This window comes from Pseudorhodobacter sp. (genome assembly GCF_034675685.1).
Lineage (GTDB): Bacteria > Pseudomonadota > Alphaproteobacteria > Rhodobacterales > Rhodobacteraceae > Pseudorhodobacter.
On sequence record NZ_JAUCDA010000019.1, the window covers coordinates 227,174 to 243,240 of the forward strand.

Annotated in this window: 17 protein-coding genes; 11 read left to right on the top strand and 6 right to left on the bottom strand. The window is 60.0% G+C overall.

Going from position 1 to position 16,067, the window contains the following annotated elements; all coding sequences use genetic code 11:
- Window positions 1–224: 224 nt before the first annotated feature.
- On the bottom strand, window positions 225–968 hold the full coding sequence (locus VDP61_RS17700; RefSeq protein WP_323008180.1) for a DsbA family protein: 744 nt from the start codon (window positions 966–968) through the stop codon (window positions 225–227).
- A 559-nt stretch (window positions 969–1,527) separates the two neighbouring features.
- Between VDP61_RS17700 and VDP61_RS17705 the strand changes: the two genes are divergently transcribed.
- Window positions 1,528–2,529, top strand: coding sequence for a hypothetical protein (locus tag VDP61_RS17705; RefSeq protein WP_323008200.1), 1,002 nt, complete (start codon window positions 1,528–1,530; stop codon window positions 2,527–2,529).
- Window positions 2,530–2,613: 84 nt separating this feature from the next.
- Here VDP61_RS17705 and VDP61_RS17710 read toward each other — a convergent pair whose 3' ends face one another.
- A complete protein-coding gene (locus tag VDP61_RS17710; protein ID WP_323008181.1) occupies window positions 2,614–3,501 on the bottom strand; it encodes a LysR substrate-binding domain-containing protein in 888 nt (295 codons plus the stop codon).
- A gap of 208 nt (window positions 3,502–3,709) precedes the next feature.
- Here VDP61_RS17710 and VDP61_RS17715 point away from each other — a divergent pair, with 208 nt between their 5' ends.
- The 3 genes from VDP61_RS17715 to VDP61_RS17725 all read left to right on the top strand — a co-directional run bounded on the left by VDP61_RS17715 (window position 3,710) and on the right by VDP61_RS17725 (window position 7,303).
- Entirely contained in the window at window positions 3,710–5,371 is a 1,662-nt protein-coding gene (locus tag VDP61_RS17715; protein WP_323008182.1) for a Na/Pi cotransporter family protein, read from the top strand.
- 192 nt (window positions 5,372–5,563) lie between these two features.
- Entirely contained in the window at window positions 5,564–6,826 is a 1,263-nt protein-coding gene (locus VDP61_RS17720) for a 2-aminoethylphosphonate--pyruvate transaminase (RefSeq protein ID WP_323008183.1), read from the top strand.
- A 24-nt stretch (window positions 6,827–6,850) separates the two neighbouring features.
- The gene (locus tag VDP61_RS17725; RefSeq protein ID WP_323008184.1) at window positions 6,851–7,303 is read left to right on the top strand and encodes an alkaline phosphatase family protein; all 453 of its coding nucleotides are present in this window, start codon (window positions 6,851–6,853) and stop codon (window positions 7,301–7,303) included.
- 151 nt (window positions 7,304–7,454) lie between these two features.
- On the opposite strand, the gene VDP61_RS17730 is transcribed toward VDP61_RS17725, so the two are convergent.
- The 3 genes from VDP61_RS17730 to VDP61_RS17740 all read right to left on the bottom strand — a co-directional run bounded on the left by VDP61_RS17730 (window position 7,455) and on the right by VDP61_RS17740 (window position 10,276).
- The gene (locus VDP61_RS17730; protein ID WP_323008185.1) at window positions 7,455–8,051 is read right to left on the bottom strand and encodes an aminotransferase class V-fold PLP-dependent enzyme; all 597 of its coding nucleotides are present in this window, start codon (window positions 8,049–8,051) and stop codon (window positions 7,455–7,457) included.
- 112 nt (window positions 8,052–8,163) lie between these two features.
- Complete coding sequence (locus tag VDP61_RS17735; protein ID WP_323008186.1) at window positions 8,164–8,424, bottom strand: hypothetical protein; 261 nt, start codon at window positions 8,422–8,424, stop codon at window positions 8,164–8,166.
- Between the two features lie 190 nt (window positions 8,425–8,614).
- Window positions 8,615–10,276 (bottom strand): Na/Pi cotransporter family protein, encoded by a 1,662-nt coding sequence (locus VDP61_RS17740; RefSeq protein ID WP_323008187.1) that lies wholly within the window; start codon window positions 10,274–10,276, stop codon window positions 8,615–8,617.
- Between the two features lie 208 nt (window positions 10,277–10,484).
- On the opposite strand from VDP61_RS17740, the gene VDP61_RS17745 reads away from it, so the two are divergent.
- Both VDP61_RS17745 and VDP61_RS17750 read left to right on the top strand, forming a co-directional pair.
- Window positions 10,485–10,730: a LysR family transcriptional regulator gene (locus tag VDP61_RS17745; RefSeq protein ID WP_323008188.1), complete on the top strand. Its 246-nt coding sequence runs from the start codon at window positions 10,485–10,487 to the stop codon at window positions 10,728–10,730.
- On the top strand, window positions 10,727–11,371 hold the full coding sequence (locus VDP61_RS17750) for a LysR substrate-binding domain-containing protein (RefSeq protein ID WP_323008189.1): 645 nt from the start codon (window positions 10,727–10,729) through the stop codon (window positions 11,369–11,371). Before VDP61_RS17745 ends, VDP61_RS17750 begins: the two co-directional genes overlap by 4 nt.
- A gap of 84 nt (window positions 11,372–11,455) precedes the next feature.
- Here VDP61_RS17750 and VDP61_RS17755 read toward each other — a convergent pair whose 3' ends face one another.
- Window positions 11,456–12,457, bottom strand: coding sequence for a hypothetical protein (locus tag VDP61_RS17755; protein WP_323008201.1), 1,002 nt, complete (start codon window positions 12,455–12,457; stop codon window positions 11,456–11,458).
- Between the two features lie 556 nt (window positions 12,458–13,013).
- Here VDP61_RS17755 and VDP61_RS17760 point away from each other — a divergent pair.
- The 5 genes from VDP61_RS17760 to VDP61_RS17780 form a co-directional block, all read left to right on the top strand.
- A complete protein-coding gene (locus VDP61_RS17760; protein WP_323008190.1) occupies window positions 13,014–13,154 on the top strand; it encodes a hypothetical protein in 141 nt (46 codons plus the stop codon).
- Window positions 13,155–13,259: 105 nt separating this feature from the next.
- Window positions 13,260–13,754 (top strand): DsbA family protein, encoded by a 495-nt coding sequence (locus VDP61_RS17765; protein WP_323008202.1) that lies wholly within the window; start codon window positions 13,260–13,262, stop codon window positions 13,752–13,754.
- A 328-nt stretch (window positions 13,755–14,082) separates the two neighbouring features.
- Window positions 14,083–14,574, top strand: coding sequence for a hypothetical protein (locus VDP61_RS17770; protein WP_323008191.1), 492 nt, complete (start codon window positions 14,083–14,085; stop codon window positions 14,572–14,574).
- 39 nt (window positions 14,575–14,613) lie between these two features.
- The gene (locus tag VDP61_RS17775) at window positions 14,614–14,988 is read left to right on the top strand and encodes an SPOR domain-containing protein (RefSeq protein ID WP_323008192.1); all 375 of its coding nucleotides are present in this window, start codon (window positions 14,614–14,616) and stop codon (window positions 14,986–14,988) included.
- 16 nt (window positions 14,989–15,004) lie between these two features.
- Window positions 15,005–16,067: D-alanyl-D-alanine carboxypeptidase family protein (locus tag VDP61_RS17780; protein ID WP_323008193.1), on the top strand; the 1,063-nt coding region annotated here is incomplete at its 3' end.

Here is a 16,067-nt window from a genome sequence, read left to right on the forward strand (position 1 = left end):
CTTTCGCATCATATCGCGACGGCCGCCCGGTGGGAAGTGCCCGGCCTTTATTCGGCAAAAATTGGCACTCCTGCGTCCTGGCCAGGCCCGCAAAGCCGATGCAAATTGTCAAAACCCGGCAGCGCTTTCTTTTCGGCACAAATATCCCGGGGGGTCCGGGGCGCTGGCCCCCCGGCTTTCGGTTCCCTCTGGGGGGCCGCGGCCATGGGCAGAGCGTCTTTACATCACCCTTTGCGCTGGCCATCCACGATCTGGCGCATTCCCTCCAGCGGCACATAGCCACGCACCAAAGTCTGGTCTATTACAAAGGTTGGCGTGCCGTTGATATCAAGGCGCTGTGCCAAAGCCCGATTGGCCTCGATCACGCTTGTGACCTCTGGTGCATTCATTCGCTCGGTCACTGCCGCCATGTCCTTGATCCCGATCTCTGCTGCAAGGGCTGCAAGGCTTGCCTCCGTCACATCAACCTTCATCCCCATCAAAGCATCATGCGCGGTTTCATAGGTTTGGGCCCCCTCGATCTGCAATACGGCCACGGCAAAACGCGACGCCAATTCAGACTGCGGTCCCAGAATCGGAAATTCCTTGACAATAAAGCGGATATTGCCATCCGATTCGATCAATTCCGCCACATCTTCAAACGCCTTTTTGCAATAGCCACAGCGGTAATCCATGAATTCAACAACCGTAATATCGCCATCCGGGTTTCCACCGACCCAGCTTGCCGGGTCATTCAGAATCTCATCCGCGTTGGATTGCAGCAGGGCGATATCGCTGGCAGCGGCATCGTCCGTCCGGCGATCCTCCAGCACGCTGATCGCCTCCATCAAGACCTCGGGGTTTTCCAACAGATAGGCCCGCACTTCGGCGCGAAAATCCGCCCGCTCGGCATCTGAAAGTTTGCTTTGCGCAAAGGCTGGGCTGGCGATTGCCAGGACAAGGGCGGTTGTGGCGATAAGGTTCTTCATGCATCTGCTCCATTGTCACGGGCTGCGTGACCTGTGTGGTTGATCTTTTCCCCCTCATGCCCGATTGCAGGGGGGCAGGGCAACCCAATTGCCCGTGACCGCCCCCGTGACAGCCAAGGATAAGGCGGGCCTCTTGCAGCAGGTGGTCGCCGGGTTTGGGGTTTTGCGGCTTGTCCGTGCGGGGTTTGCTTGGGCTGCCAAGGGGGCGCCTTTCGGGGCAATGCGTGGCTGCGGCGTGGATTGCAAAAAGCCAGTGCCAGACTGAAACCATGCCAGACCGAAACCATGCCAGACTGAATATAGCGTAGCTTTTGCTTGGCGTCCGGGGGCTTGGCCTATGCGCCAGAGCGGCGCAGTATCGGGCGGCCTGGTGGTTTTGTGCATCAAAGACCAGTTGCAGGCTGTCGGGCGTTGCATGACGGGGCGATTGGCAAGAAAAGTCACGGCAAAAAGGGATTTATGCCTCTGGCCTGTCCCCATGTTTTCAAATGCCTGCGGCCCCCCTATAGTGATTTCAAAACGGGTAGCGGGTTTCACAAGCAGACTGGGCGGTATGATTATGGTGCAAGGCAGGTCGGGCAATCAACGGTTTAATATTGTCGCGGTGGGGCAATCCGGTCGGTTGCAATATGAGGCGGTGCTGCTTGCAGCCAGCCTGCGCGCCACCAACCCCGACTTTCAGGGCCGCTTGTATATCGCCGTGCCGCAAAACGGGCCACTCTGGCGGGAGGACCCAGTGATCCACGATGCAGCCATCCTTGGCCTGCTGGCGGCGTTCGGGGCCGAGATCTTGCCGTTTGAGTTAAGGATCTTTGGGTCCGATTACCCCTATGGCAACAAGATAGAGTGTCTTTCAGCCCTGCCGGATGAGCCGTTTTTATTTGTCGATACTGACACGGTGTTCATCGGCCCGCTGTCCGACGTGGGGTTTGATTTCGCGCGGCCCTCGGCTTCGATGAAGCGTGAAGGCACTTGGCCTGTGCTGGAGCTATATGGCCCCGGCTATACCCAGATCTGGAAATCGCTTTATGATCGTTTCGCTCTGGATTTTGCCAGCAGCCTTGATACCAGCCAACCCGATGAATACTGGAAGCGCTACCTGTATTTCAACGCGGGTTGGTTTTTTCATGCCAGCCCGCAGGCGTTCGGGCAGCGGTTTGCCGAATATGCGCGCGTGATCCGTGATGATGCGCCGCGTGAATTGGTCTGTCAGCCGTTGACCCCCTGGCTTGATCAGGTGGCGCTGCCCTTGGTGATCCATAGTTTTGGCGGCGGGCGTCCGGGTGCTGCGCTGGCGGGGCTTGATGGCGATGTGACCTGCCATTGGCGCCTGATGCCGCTGTTTTATGCCCGCGAAAGTGACCGCGCGGTGGCGGTGGTGGAACAGGTTCTGGCCCCGCAAGCGGTGAAAAAAGTGTTGAAAGACTATCTGCCATTCAAAAAGATGGTCTATCAGGGCAAGGGCCACGCGGTGCGCGCGATGTTTGACCGCAATGATTTACCGCGCAAAGAGCAGATGATCCGCAACCAGATCAAACGCCAAGGGCTATGGGTGCGCTAAGCGCCCGCGCCACCAACCCGCCGTGTTCACGGATCGGTGGCAGGGCAGACACAGAAAACACGCCATGCGCCAAGGCGCAAACCCCTACCCATCGCTCTCCATTTCGTTGGCCTGCTCTTGGGCAATGGCCAGAAACGCGCTGACGAGTTTGCCGCCACGGCGTTCGCGCAGGCAGATCAGGGTTTCGTCCATCATCATCTGGGCCTCGTCTTCCAGCGGGATGCGCCGCAGCCGGGGGTCATCGCCGAATTCGGCAGCCGATACAAACCCGACCCCGGCCCCCGAGGCGACAATCTCGCGCACAGCTTCGCGGCCCTCTGCGGTGATGGCGGGGGCAAAGGCAAAGCCCTTTGCCGCGGCGGCCTCTTCGAATTTCTTGCGGGTCTTGGACCCGGCCTCGCGCATCACCAAAGGCAGGCCGGACAGGTCCGAGAAGCTGATCGTGCTGCGCTTGGCAAGTGGATGGCCACACGCAACAAAGGCGGAAATGGGGCTGGAGTTGAGGGCGACGGTTTCGAAATCGCGGGACGGTGGCAGCTCACCTAGAATACCGATATCGGCCTCATAGCTGAACAGGCTTTCGGTCACGGTTGCGGTGTTGCCCTGGCTGATCGTTACCCCGACTCCGGGGTATTTTTCACGAAACCGGGCAAGAATTTTCAGCACATGCAGCGCGCTATCGGCCATGATGTGCAATGTTCCGGTGCGGGTGGCGCGGCTTTCGGTCAATAGTTCCTGCGCCTGATCTTCGCTATCGAACAGGCGCCGCGTGATTTCCAGAAGCTTCTCGCCAGCCGGGGTTATCTCGACCTGTTTTTTATGGCGGTTGAACAAAAGAATGTCATAATCTTCCTCCAGCTTGCGCACCTGATCGGAAATTGCGGGCTGGGTGAGGAAAAGTTCTTTCGCCGCGCGCGAAAAGCCGCCACAGATGGCGACGTAGTGAAAGGCGCGAAGCTGGACGTAGCGCATGTTGTATCGTCCTTTCGTATAAATTCCGGCTATACGTTGGTAGAAACTAACGATTTGCTCTATGCTGTACAAGCGTGCAGTTTGCGCTATTGTCCTGTGCGGGTTTTTGGTTTTTGGTTGCGGATTGGCTGGCTTGGTGGCGGGGTGCTGTATGTGGCTTTTGCGGGCTGCGGGCTGCAGAACGGGGCGGCGGAAATGAGGACGGCGAATGTTACCAGTTGCTTTTATGATTCATCTTGCCGGGGCGGTGATGCTGCTGCTTTGGGCCGTGCGTATGGTGCGAACCGGGGTTGAGCGGGCGCATGGCACGCGGCTGAAGGCTGCGTTGCGCGGGGCCAAGGGGGGCACGGCGCAGATGGCGCTGGTGGGGATGATCCTGGCGGTTGTGCTGCAAAGTTCGACGGCGGTGGGGATTTTGGCGGCGGGGTTTGTGACCTCTGGCATCTTGACGGTCAGCACCGGGATCGCGGCGCTGCTGGGGGCTGATCTTGGCTCGGCGCTGGTGGTCAAGATATTGTCTTTCGATCTGTCCGGTTTGATCCCGCTGTTGCTGTTGGTCGGCGCCACAATGTTCTTGAAGTTTGAGGGCCGCAATATCCGGCAAACCGGGCGGATTGTGCTTGGCGTTGCCTTTATCTTGCTGTCGTTGCAGATGGTTGGGCAGGCGACCGAGCCGCTGCGCGACAGCGCCTTGATGCCGGGGCTGATGGGCTATTTGCGCGGTGACCCGTTGACGGCGTTTCTGGTGGCGGCGGTAATTGCCTGGGTGGTGCATTCCTCGGTGGCGACGGTGCTGCTGTTTGTCACCTTTGCCAGCGGTGGCATGCTGCCGCTGGAGGTGGCCTTGCCGATGGTGCTGGGGGCCAATCTGGGCGGCGGGATTATCGCGGTCTGGCTGACGCGCGGGATGGAGATCGAGGCGCGGCGCATCCCGGTTGGCAACCTGATCTTTCGCGGGGTGGCGGCGGCGCTGATGCTGGTTGTGGTGCAGGTGGTTGACCTGCCGGTCGCCTATCTGGGCGCGAGTGAGGCGGTGCAGCTGGTGAACTTTCACCTTGGCTTCAATCTGGTGCTGGTGGTGCTGGCCTTGCCCTTTGTCCGTCCGATGGCGCGATTGGCGGCGATACTGCTGCCCGACCCGGCTGCGGCCCGCGCCGATGTGATCGAGCCGATCGCCAGCATGCTGGACCGCGCGTCGGTCAAAACCCCCGCCGTCGCCCTTGCCAGCGCCAAGCGCGAGCTGTTGCGCATGGGCGAGACGGTGGCCCTGATGTACCATCCGGTGATGGAATTGCTGGATGGCGGCGCTGCGGAAAAGATTGCCCGCGTGCGCGCCCTCGACAGTCTGGTGAACCGCAAACATACCGAAATCAAGCTGTTTATCGCCGAGGTGAACCGGGGGGCGCTGACCGGGGCCGAGGCCCGGCTGGGCACTGAACTGACCGATTTCTCCATCAATCTGGAGCATATCGGCAATATCATCGCGCGCAGCCTGATGGGCCTGGCCGAGACGCGGGCGCGCAAGAACCTGCGGTTTTCGCCAGAGGGCTGGGCCGAGATGTGCAACCTGCACAGCCGCGTCGGGGCCAATTTGCAGCTTGCGCTGAACGTGCTGATTTCGGGCGATGTTGCCAGCGCGCGCCAGTTGGTCAAGGAAAAAGAGGCCATGCGCAAGCTGGAGCGCGAAAGCCATGACCGGCATCTGGAACGGCTGCGCAACGCCCATAGCGACAGTATCGACACTTCGGACATTCATCTTGAAACCGTGCGGGCGTTCAAGGAAATCAATTCGCTGTTGGTCACGGTGGCCTATCCGATCCTGACCGAAAGCGGGCATCTGCTGGAAAGCCGTTTGGCGCAGCCAGGGTAAGGGGGGCCGGGCTTGGGGGGGATGGGGCAGGGGTGCCGGGCTTATCATCGTCAAATCTTATATATGGATACGAAATAACGATTTTACATATATTGTTTGGCGTGAAAGATCTGTGTGGCATACCGCCTGCTTTTTCCTGCTGATACTGCGCCAGATTTCCCTTTCCTGCACTTCCAAAGATGAGGCCCCAGCATGTCGTCCCCTCTTTCCCCCCGGCTGAATGATGCTTTTCCTGACCCGGCAAAAGGCGAGCCGTTCTTGTTGACCCCCGGCCCGCTGACCACCGCGCTGTCGGTGAAAGAGGCGATGTTGCGCGATTGGGGGTCTTGGGATGGTGATTTTCGCGCCATGACGCAATCGGTCTGCGACCAGTTGCTTGCGCTGGCCGGTGCTACGGGTGCCGATAGGGATTCTGCTACGGGTTCCGATACGGGTTCCGATGCGGGTTCCGATACGGGGGGCGCGTTTGTTTGTGTGCCGTTGCAAGGGTCGGGCAGCTATTGCGTTGAGGCGATGCTGGGCACTTTCGTGCCGCGTGATGGCAAGGTTCTGGTGCTGGCCAATGGGGCCTACGGGTTGCGGGCGGCGGAAACCATGCGCTATCTGGGCCGCGCCTATACGCTGATTGACAAGGGTGATTATATGCCGCCGCGCGGCGCGGAAGTGGCGGCGGCACTGGCCGCAGACCCTGCGATCACCCATGTGATCATCTGCCATTGCGAAACCTCGTCCGGGATCTTGAATCCGGTCGAGGAAATTTCCGAGGCGACCTATGCCGCGGGGCGCAAGCTGTTGATCGACAGCATGTCGGCCTTTGGCGCGGTTGATCTGGATGTAAGCCGCCTTCGCTATGAGGCGATGGTCAGTTCCGCCAATAAATGTATCGAAGGCGTGCCGGGTTTTGGTTTTGTGATTGCCCGGCGGGCCGAGCTGGCGGCCTGCCGCGGCAATTCGCATTCGCTTGTGCTTGATCTTTACGCGCAATGGGTGAATTTCGAGAAATCGGGCCAGTGGCGCTATACCCCGCCGACCCATGTCGTCGCCGCCTTTCTGGAGGCGCTGCGCCTGCATGCGGCGGAAGGCGGGGTGGCCGGGCGCGGGGCGCGCTATTGCAAGAACCGTGATGTGATGGTGGCGGGGATGCGCGGGCTTGGGTTTGAAACCTTGCTGAAAGATCGCTGGCTGTCGCCGATCATCGTGACCTTCTTTTGCCCGGCCGACCCCAAATTTGTCTTTGCCGCGTTTTATGACCGGATGAAGGACAAGGGGTTCATCATTTATCCCGGCAAGCTGACGGTTGTCGACAGTTTCCGCATCGGCTGCATTGGCCGGATGGATGATGCGGTCATGACCAGGGTGGTCAAGGCCGCGGCCGACACCCTGGCCGAGATGGGCGTTGCCTCGGCGGCCCCGCCCGCTGCCGCCCTTGCAGAACGCGCCAGATTGGCGGCCTGAATGTTAATGAGATAAGGACTGACCATGACCCAACGCCCGCCCGTCATTGTGAATGACCGCAGCTATCCCTGGCCCAAAGTGACCGCGATTGCGATTTGCCTGGATGGCTGTGAACCCGAGTATCTGACCCAGGCGATTGCCAAGGGCCTGATGCCGACCTTGCAGCGGATGCGCGAGACGGGGGCCGACCGTTTGGCGCATTCGGTGATCCCGTCTTTTACCAACCCCAACAACCTGTCCATCGCCACCGGGCGGGCGTTGCGGGTCATGGTCAGTCCTTATCTCATTAACATTCAGGCCGCCAATCTGGCGCGTTCTGCAAGGGCGGCAGCGGGCGGGGCCGCCGAGGCAACGCCCATCTCGGCCAGGGTGTCGGCCGCGGCCTTGACCACCCTGGTCGTCAACCGCATCATCCATCCAGCCCAATGCAGCCGATGCGGAAACTGTCGACGAGCGTCAGCTTGCCGGGATAAATGATGAACCCCTTGTCCTTCATCCGGTCATAAAACGCGGCAAAGACAAATTTGGGGTCGGCCGGGCAAAAGAAGGTCACGATGATCGGCGACAGCCAGCAATCATTCAGCAAGGTTTCAAACCCGAGGCACCCGCAGTCCCCGCCACCATCACATCACGGTTCTTGCAATAGCGCGCCCCGCGCCCGGCCACCCCGCCTTCCCGCCGCATGCAGGCGCAGCGCCTCCAGAAAGGCGGCGACGACATGGGTCGGCGGGGTATAGCGCCACTGGCCCGATTTCTCGAAATTCACCCATTGCGCGTAAAGATCAAGCACAAGCGAATGTGAATTGCCGCGGCAGGCCGCCAGCTCGGCCCGCCGGGCAATCACAAAACCAAAACCCGGCACGCCTTCGATACATTTATTGGCGGAACTGACCATCGCCTCATAGCGAAGGCGGCTTACATCCAGATCAACCGCGCCAAAGGCCGACATGCTGTCGATCAACAGCTTGCGCCCCGCGGCATAGGTCGCCTCGGAAATTTCCTCGACCGGATTTAAGATCCCGGACGAGGTTTCGCAATGGCAGATGATCACATGGGTGATCGCAGGGTCTGCGGCCAGTGCCGCCGCCACTTCCGCGCCGCGCGGCGGCATATAATCACCCTTGTCAATCAGCGTATAGGCGCGGCCCAGATAGCGCATGGTTTCCGCCGCCCGCAACCCGTAGGCCCCATTGGCCAGCACCAGAACCTTGCCATCACGCGGCACGAAAAAGTGCCCAGCATGGCCTCAACGCAATAGCTGCCCGACCCTTGCAACGGCACACAAACAAACCGCGCCCCCCGTATCGGAACCCGCATCGGAACCCGTAGCAGAACCCCTATCGGCACCCGTAGCAGAACCCCATCGGAACCCGTAGCAAATCCCTATCGGCACCCGTAGCACCGGCCAGCGCAAGCAACTGGTCGCAGACCGATTGCGTCATGGCGCGAACGACACCATCCCAAGACCCCCAATCGCGCAACATCGCCTCTTTCACCGACAGCGCGGTGGTCAGCGGGCCGGGGGTCAACAAGAACGGCTCGCCTTTTGCCGGGTCAGGAAAAGCATCATTCAGCCGGGGGGAAAGAAGGGACGACATGCTGGGGCCTCATCTTTGGAAGTGCAGGAAAGGGAAATCTGGCGCAGTATGGGCGGGAAAAAGAAGGCGGTATGCCACACAGATCTTTCACGCCAAACAATATATGTAAAATCGTTATTTCGTATCCAATATAAGATTTGACGATGATAAGCCCGCACCCCTGCCCCATCCCCCCCAAGCCCGGCCCCCCTTACCCTGGCTGCGCCAAACGGCTTTCCAGCAGATGCCCGCTTTCGGTCAGGATCGGATAGGCCACCGTGACCAACAGCGAATTGATTTCCTTGAACGCCCGCACGGTTTCAAGATGAATGTCCGAAGTGTCGATACTGTCGCTATGGGCGTTGCGCAGCCGTTCCAGATGCCGGTCATGGCTTTCGCGCTCCAGCTTGCGCATGGCCTCTTTTTCCTTGACCAACTGGCGCGCGCTGGCAACATCGCCCGAAATCAGCACGTTCAGCGCAAGCTGCAAATTGGCCCCGACGCGGCTGTGCAGGTTGCACATCTCGGCCCAGCCCTCTGGCGAAAACCGCAGGTTCTTGCGCGCCCGCGTCTCGGCCAGGCCCATCAGGCTGCGCGCGATGATATTGCCGATATGCTCCAGATTGATGGAGAAATCGGTCAGTTCAGTGCCCAGCCGGGCCTCGGCCCCGGTCAGCGCCCCCCGGTTCACCTCGGCGATAAACAGCTTGATTTCGGTATGTTTGCGGTTCACCAGACTGTCGAGGGCGCGCACGCGGGCAATCTTTTCCGCAGCGCCGCCATCCAGCAATTCCATCACCGGATGGTACATCAGGGCCACCGTCTCGCCCATGCGCAACAGCTCGCGCTTGGCGCTGGCAAGGGCGACGGCGGGGGTTTTGACCGACGCGCGGTCCAGCATGCTGGCGATCGGCTCGATCACATCGGCGCGGGCCGCAGCCGGGTCGGGCAGCAGTATCGCCGCCAATCGCGCCATCGGACGGACAAAGGGCAAGGCCAGCACCACCAGCACCAGATTGAAGCCAAGGTGAAAGTTCACCAGCTGCACCGCCTCACTCGCGCCCAGATAGGCGACCGGCAGGTCAACCACCTGCACCACAACCAGCATCAGCGCCGCCGCCACCCCGCGAAAGATCAGGTTGCCAACCGGGATGCGCCGCGCCTCGATCTCCATCCCGCGCGTCAGCCAGACCGCGATAATCCCGCCGCCCAGATTGGCCCCCAGCACCATCGGCAAGGCCACCTCCAGCGGCAGCATGCCACCGCTGGCAAAGGTGACAAACAGCAGCACCGTCGCCACCGAGGAATGCACCACCCAGGCAATTACCGCCGCCACCAGAAACGCCGTCAACGGGTCACCGCGCAAATAGCCCATCAGCCCCGGCATCAAGGCGCTGTCGCGCAGCGGCTCGGTCGCCTGCCCAACCATCTGCAACGACAGCAAGATAAAGGCAACGCCAAGCACAATCCGCCCGGTTTGCCGGATATTGCGGCCCTCAAACTTCAAGAACATTGTGGCGCCGACCAACAGCAACAGCGGGATCAAACCGGACAGATCGAAAGACAATATCTTGACCACCAGCGCCGAGCCAAGATCAGCCCCCAGCAGCGCCGCGATCCCGGTGCTGACCGTCAAGATGCCAGAGGTCACAAACCCCGCCGCCAAAATCCCCACCGCCGTCGAACTTTGCAGCACAACCGCCAGGATCATCCCCACCAGCGCCATCTGCGCCGTGCCCCCCTTGGCCCCGCGCAACGCAGCCTTCAGCCGCGTGCCATGCGCCCGCTCAACCCCGGTTCGCACCATACGCACGGCCCAAAGCAGCAGCATCACCGCCCCGGCAAGATAAATCATAAAAGCAACTGGTAACATTCGCCGTCCTCATTTCCGCCGCCCCGTTCTGCAGCCCGCAGCCCGCAAAAGCCACATACAGCACCCCGCCACCAAGCCAGCCAATCCGCAACCAAAAACCAAAAACCCGCACAGGACAATAGCGCAAACTGCACGCTTGTACAGCATAGAGCAAATCGTTAGTTTCTACCAACGTATAGCCGGAATTTATACGAAAGGACGATACAACATGCGCTACGTCCAGCTTCGCGCCTTTCACTACGTCGCCATCTGTGGCGGCTTTTCGCGCGCGGCGAAAGAACTTTTCCTCACCCAGCCCGCAATTTCCGATCAGGTGCGCAAGCTGGAGGAAGATTATGACATTCTTTTGTTCAACCGCCATAAAAAACAGGTCGAGATAACCCCGGCTGGCGAGAAGCTTCTGGAAATCACGCGGCGCCTGTTCGATAGCGAAGATCAGGCGAGGGACTATTGACCGAAAGCCGCGCCACCCGCACCGGAACATTGCACATCATGGCCGATAGCGCGCTGCATGTGCTGAAAATTCTTGCCCGGTTTCGTGAAAAATACCCCGGAGTCGGGGTAACGATCAGCCAGGGCAACACCGCAACCGTGACCGAAAGCCTGTTCAGCTATGAGGCCGATATCGGTATTCTAGGTGAGCTGCCACCGTCCCGCGATTTCGAAACCGTCGCCCTCAACTCCAGCCCCATTTCCGCCTTTGTTGCGTGTGGCCATCCACTTGCCAAGCGCAGCACGATCAGCTTCTCGGACCTGTCCGGCCTGCCTTTGGTGATGCGCGAGGCCGGGTCCAAGACCCGCAAGAAATTCGAAGAGGCCGCCGCAGCAAAGGGCTTTGCCTTTGCCCCCGCCATCACCGCAGAGGGCCGCGAAGCTGTGCGCGAGATTGTCGCCTCGGGGGCCGGGGTCGGGTTTGTATCGGCTGCCGAATTCGGCGATGACCCCCGGCTGCGGCGCATCCCGCTGGAAGACGAGGCCCAGATGATGATGGACGAAACCCTGATCTGCCTGCGCGAACGCCGTGGCGGCAAACTCGTCAGCGCGTTTCTGGCCATTGCCCAAGAGCAGGCCAACGAAATGGAGAGCGATGGGTAGGGGTTTGCGCCTTGGCGCATGGCGTGTTTTCTGTGTCTGCCCTGCCACCGATCCGTGAAGACGGCGGGTTGATGGCGCGGGCGCTTAGCGCACCCATAGCCCTTGGCGTTTGATCTGGTTGCGGATCATCTGCTCTTTGCGCGGTAAATCATTGCGGTCAAACATCGCGCGCACCGCGTGGCCCTTGCCCTGATAGACCATCTTTTTGAATGGCAGATAGTCTTTCAACACTTTTTTCACCGCTTGCGGGGCCAGAACCTGTTCCACCACCGCCACCGCGCGGTCACTTTCGCGGGCATAAAACAGCGGCATCAGGCGCCAATGGCAGGTCACATCGCCATCAAGCCCCGCCAGCGCAGCACCCGGACGCCCGCCGCCAAAACTATGGATCACCAAGGGCAGCGCCACCTGATCAAGCCAGGGGGTCAACGGCTGACAGACCAATTCACGCGGCGCATCATCACGGATCACGCGCGCATATTCGGCAAACCGCTGCCCGAACGCCTGCGGGCTGGCATGAAAAAACCAACCCGCGTTGAAATACAGGTAGCGCTTCCAGTATTCATCGGGTTGGCTGGTATCAAGGCTGCTGGCAAAATCCAGAGCGAAACGATCATAAAGCGATTTCCAGATCTGGGTATAGCCGGGGCCATATAGCTCCAGCACAGGCCAAGTGCCTTCACGCTTCATCGAAGCCGAGGGCCGCGCGAAATCAAACCCCACGTCGGACAGCGGGCCGATGAACACCGTGTCGGTATCGACAAATAAAAACGGCTCATCCGGCAGGGCTGAAAGACACTCTATCTTGTTGCCATAGGGGTAATCGGACCCAAAGATCCTTAACTCAAACGGCAAGATCTCGGCCCCGAACGCCGCCAGCAGGCCAAGGATGGCTGCATCGTGGATCACTGGGTCCTCCCGCCAGAGTGGCCCGTTTTGCGGCACGGCGATATCCAAGCGGCCCTGAAAGTCGGGGTTGGTGGCGCGCAGGCTGGCTGCAAGCGGCACCGCCTCATATTGCAACCGACCGGATTGCCCCACCGCGACAATATTAAACCGTTGATTGCCCGACCTGCCTTGCACCATAATCATACCGCCCAGTCTGCTTGTGAAACCCGCTACCCGTTTTGAAATCACTATAGGGGGGCCGCAGGCATTTGAAAACATGGGGACAGGCCAGAGGCATAAATCCCTTTTTGCCGTGACTTTTCTTGCCAATCGCCCCGTCATGCAACGCCCGACAGCCTGCAACTGGTCTTTGATGCACAAAACCACCAGGCCGCCCGATACTGCGCCGCTCTGGCGCATAGGCCAAGCCCCCAGACGCCAAGCAAAAGGCACGCTATATTCAGTCTGGCATGGTTTCGGTCTGGCATGGTTTCAGTCTGGCACTGGCTTTTTGCAATCCACGCCGGGGCCACGCGTTGCCCCGAAAGGCGCCCCCTTGGCAGCCCAACCAAACCCCCACGGACAAGCCGCAAAACCCCAAACCCGGCGACCACCTGCTGCAGGGGCCCGCCTTATCCTTGGCTGTCACGGGGGCGGTCACGGGCAAATGGGTTGCCCTGCCCCCTGCAATCGGGCATGAGGGGGAAAAGATCAACCACACAGGTCACGCAGCCCGTGACAATGGAGCAGATGCATGAAGAACCTTATCGCCACAACCGCCCTTGTCCTGGCAATCGCCAGCCCAGCCTTTGCGCAAAGCAAACTTTCAGATGCCGAGCGGGCGGATTTTCGCGCCGAAGTGCGGGCCTATATCTGGAAAACCCCGAGGTCTTGATGGAGGCGATCAGCGTGCTGGAGGATCGCCGGACGGACGATGCCGCTGCCAGCGATATCGCCCTGCTGCAATCCAACGCGGTCAGATTCTGAATGACCCGGCAAGCTGGGTCGGTGGAAACCCGGATGGCGATATTCGGTTGTTGAATTCATGGATTACCGCTGTGGCTATTGCAAAAAGGCGTTTGAAGATGTGGCGGGATTGATCAATCGGATGGCAATATCCGCTTTATTGTCAAGGAATTTCCAGATTCTGGGACCGCAGTCTGAATTGGCGTCGCGTTTTGCCGTGGCCGTGTTGCAGATAGAGGGGGCCCAAACCTATGAAACCGCGCATGATGCTTTGATGGGGATGAAGGTTGATGTGGCAGAGAAAGCAGTTGCAGCCCTTGCAGCAGAGATCGGGATCAAGGACATGGCGGCAGTGACCGAGCGAATGAATGCACCAGAGGTCACAAGCGTGATCGAGGCCAATCGGGCTTTGGCACAGCGCCTTGATATCAACGGCACGCCAACCTTTGTAATAGACCAGACTTTGGTGCGTGGCTATGTGCCGCTGGAGGGAATGCGCCAGATCGTGGATGGCCAGCGCAAAGGGTGATGTAAAGCGCTCTGCCCATGGCCGCGGCCCCCCAGAGGGAACCGAAAGCCGGGGGGCCAGCGCCGGACCCCCCGGGATATTTGTGCCGAAAAGAAAGCGCTGCCGGGTTTTGACAATTTGCATCGGCTTTGCGGGCCTGGCCAGGACGCAGGAGTGCCAATTTTTGCCGAATAAAGGCCGGGCACTTCCCACCGGGCGGCCGTCGCGATATGATGCGAAAGAGCGATCTTCCGCTTGAGAGGCAGAGTGCCGTCAAACTGGCGGCAAAGGGAAAGCGCGGCGTATCAATTCGCGCGGCAACAAGGGCAGACAATGGCACGGGCAACGCTTGAGAATTCTTCTTTTGGCAACAACTGCATTTTTGGGGCTTTCGGCGTGCCAAAGCACATCCAACCCGTTTTCGACAAAGGATAATCCTGCCACATCCGAGCAGCGCGTTTCCAGTGAAACATCAACCCGTTTGATTGACCGCGATGTCGAGGCACCGCAGGTCTTTCAGGTCAGCGATGACGCATTGTGGGATGGTCGCCCCTCGCTTGGTGGTGTTTGGGTCGCATCGCCCGATGCCCAGGACCCCGAGCGGGTTATCCTGCGCAACCCCACAAATGGCAAATTTGTGATCGGCGCGTTATTTCGGCGTGAACGCAACAACCCCGGCCCGACCTTGCAGATTTCATCTGATGCGGCGGCCGCTTCGAGGCTAATACTAGGGCTGGCCGCCCGACCAAGATCAATGTCACTGCGCTGCGGCGCGAGGAAGTACAGGCCGAAACCCCGAATGCCGCGCGCCCGATCCTTGATGCGAACGAGGCAGTCATGACCACGGCGCTTCGACCCGGTCGCAACCGCAAGCGCCGCGTTGGACAAGGCCGCTACCCCGCCCCCATGCCACCGCCCACAAGCAAGCGCCGCCCCGCGCGCGGTAAACGCCACAGGTAATCCCACAGGTAATCTTGCTGCGAAACCGGCGGCGGTTGCTGGCAAAGACCTGATCCAGATCGGCATCTTCAGCGTCGAGGCAAATGCCAACCGCGCCGCTGGCACCCTGACCAAGGCCGGCATCCCGGCAACCGTGTTCAAAGACAGCAGCCAGGGCAAGGCCTTTTGGCGGGTTACGGCTGGCCCTGCACCCGCCAATGCCCGCAGCGCCACCCTGACCAAGGTCAAGGGGCTTGGCTTTACCGATGCCTATTTCTTGTCGCGGATGACAACACACCACCAGCCAAAGACGTAATCTGAAGAAGCCTTCGATGTTGTTCAAACGTTTTTTATGCCTGCTTGTTCTCTTGCCATTCATTGGCCAGGCACAGGCCTTTGAAACGCGGGCATCGGCGGCTTGGGTCTATGATATGGCGACCCAGACCGTTTTGATGGATAAAAACGCCGATACGCCGCTGCCCCCTGCCTCCATGTCCAAACTCATGACCTTGAACATGCTGTTCGAGGCGTTGCGCGATGGGCGCGTGACGATGGATACCGAATTCAATGTCTCGACCCGCGCCAAGGAAATGGGCGGGTCTACCATGTTCCTGAATGAGCGTGACCGCCCGACGGCGCGCGACCTTCTGCACGAAATCATCATCAATTCGGGCAATGATGCCTGCGTGGTGGTTGCCGAGGGGCTTGCCGGTACCGAAGAAGCATTTGCGCGGCAAATGACAGAACGTGCGGTGGCACTGGGGATGACAAATTCCCAGTTTGCCAATGCCTCGGGTTGGCCCGACCCGATGCAACGCATGTCAATGCGCGATCTTGGCATTCTTGCCCGCCGCCTGATCGAGGAATTTCCAGAATATTACCCCATCTTTTCGGAAACCGAATTCAACTATGCAGACCGTGCCGCCGCGAACCGCCACAACCGCAACCCGTTGCTTAAACTTGGGGGCGGGGCCGATGGGCTGAAAACCGGCCATACGACCGAGGCGGGCTATGGGCTTGTCGGCTCGGCCAAGCAGGGGGATCGCCGGGTGATTTTTGTCATCACCGGGCTGACATCTGAAAAAGAGCGCGCCGAAGAGGCCGACCGCATGATGAACTGGGCCTTTCGCCAATTCGTTCTGAAAACCGTTGTCAAAGCCGGCACACGGCTGGCCGAGGCGGATGTCTGGCTGGGGGCAACCAAGACCATCGGCCTTGTGGCCGCGCAAGATGTGTCAATGCTGGTGCCCGCGCTGGTTCAGGACGGGGTCAAGGCCGAGGTCAGCTATACTGGCCCTTTGAAGGCCCCATTGGCAGCCGGGGCCGAGGTGGGTCACCTTGTCATCACGGTGCAAGGCCTGCCCGAACGCCGCATCCCGCTGCTGACGGAAATGG

Bases quoted from the DNA above. Each gene is read 5' to 3' on its own strand.
- VDP61_RS17760 (WP_323008190.1), top strand. From the start codon at position 13,014: ATGAAGAACCTTATCGCCACAACCGCCCTTGTCCTGGCAATCGCCAGC.
- VDP61_RS17700 (WP_323008180.1), bottom strand. From the start codon at position 968: ATGAAGAACCTTATCGCCACAACCGCCCTTGTCCTGGCAATCGCCAGC.
- VDP61_RS17725 (WP_323008184.1), top strand. From the start codon at position 6,851: ATGACCCAACGCCCGCCCGTCATTGTGAATGACCGCAGCTATCCCTGG.
- VDP61_RS17740 (WP_323008187.1), bottom strand. From the start codon at position 10,276: ATGTTACCAGTTGCTTTTATGATTTATCTTGCCGGGGCGGTGATGCTG.
- VDP61_RS17715 (WP_323008182.1), top strand. From the start codon at position 3,710: ATGTTACCAGTTGCTTTTATGATTCATCTTGCCGGGGCGGTGATGCTG.
- VDP61_RS17720 (WP_323008183.1), top strand. From the start codon at position 5,564: ATGTCGTCCCCTCTTTCCCCCCGGCTGAATGATGCTTTTCCTGACCCG.
- VDP61_RS17710 (WP_323008181.1), bottom strand. From the start codon at position 3,501: ATGCGCTACGTCCAGCTTCGCGCCTTTCACTACGTCGCCATCTGTGGC.
- VDP61_RS17755 (WP_323008201.1), bottom strand. From the start codon at position 12,457: ATGGTGCAAGGCAGGTCGGGCAATCAACGGTTTAATATTGTCGCGGTG.
- VDP61_RS17705 (WP_323008200.1), top strand. From the start codon at position 1,528: ATGGTGCAAGGCAGGTCGGGCAATCAACGGTTTAATATTGTCGCGGTG.
- VDP61_RS17745 (WP_323008188.1), top strand. From the start codon at position 10,485: ATGCGCTACGTCCAGCTTCGCGCCTTTCACTACGTCGCCATCTGTGGC.
- VDP61_RS17735 (WP_323008186.1), bottom strand. From the start codon at position 8,424: ATGTCGTCCCTTCTTTCCCCCCGGCTGAATGATGCTTTTCCTGACCCG.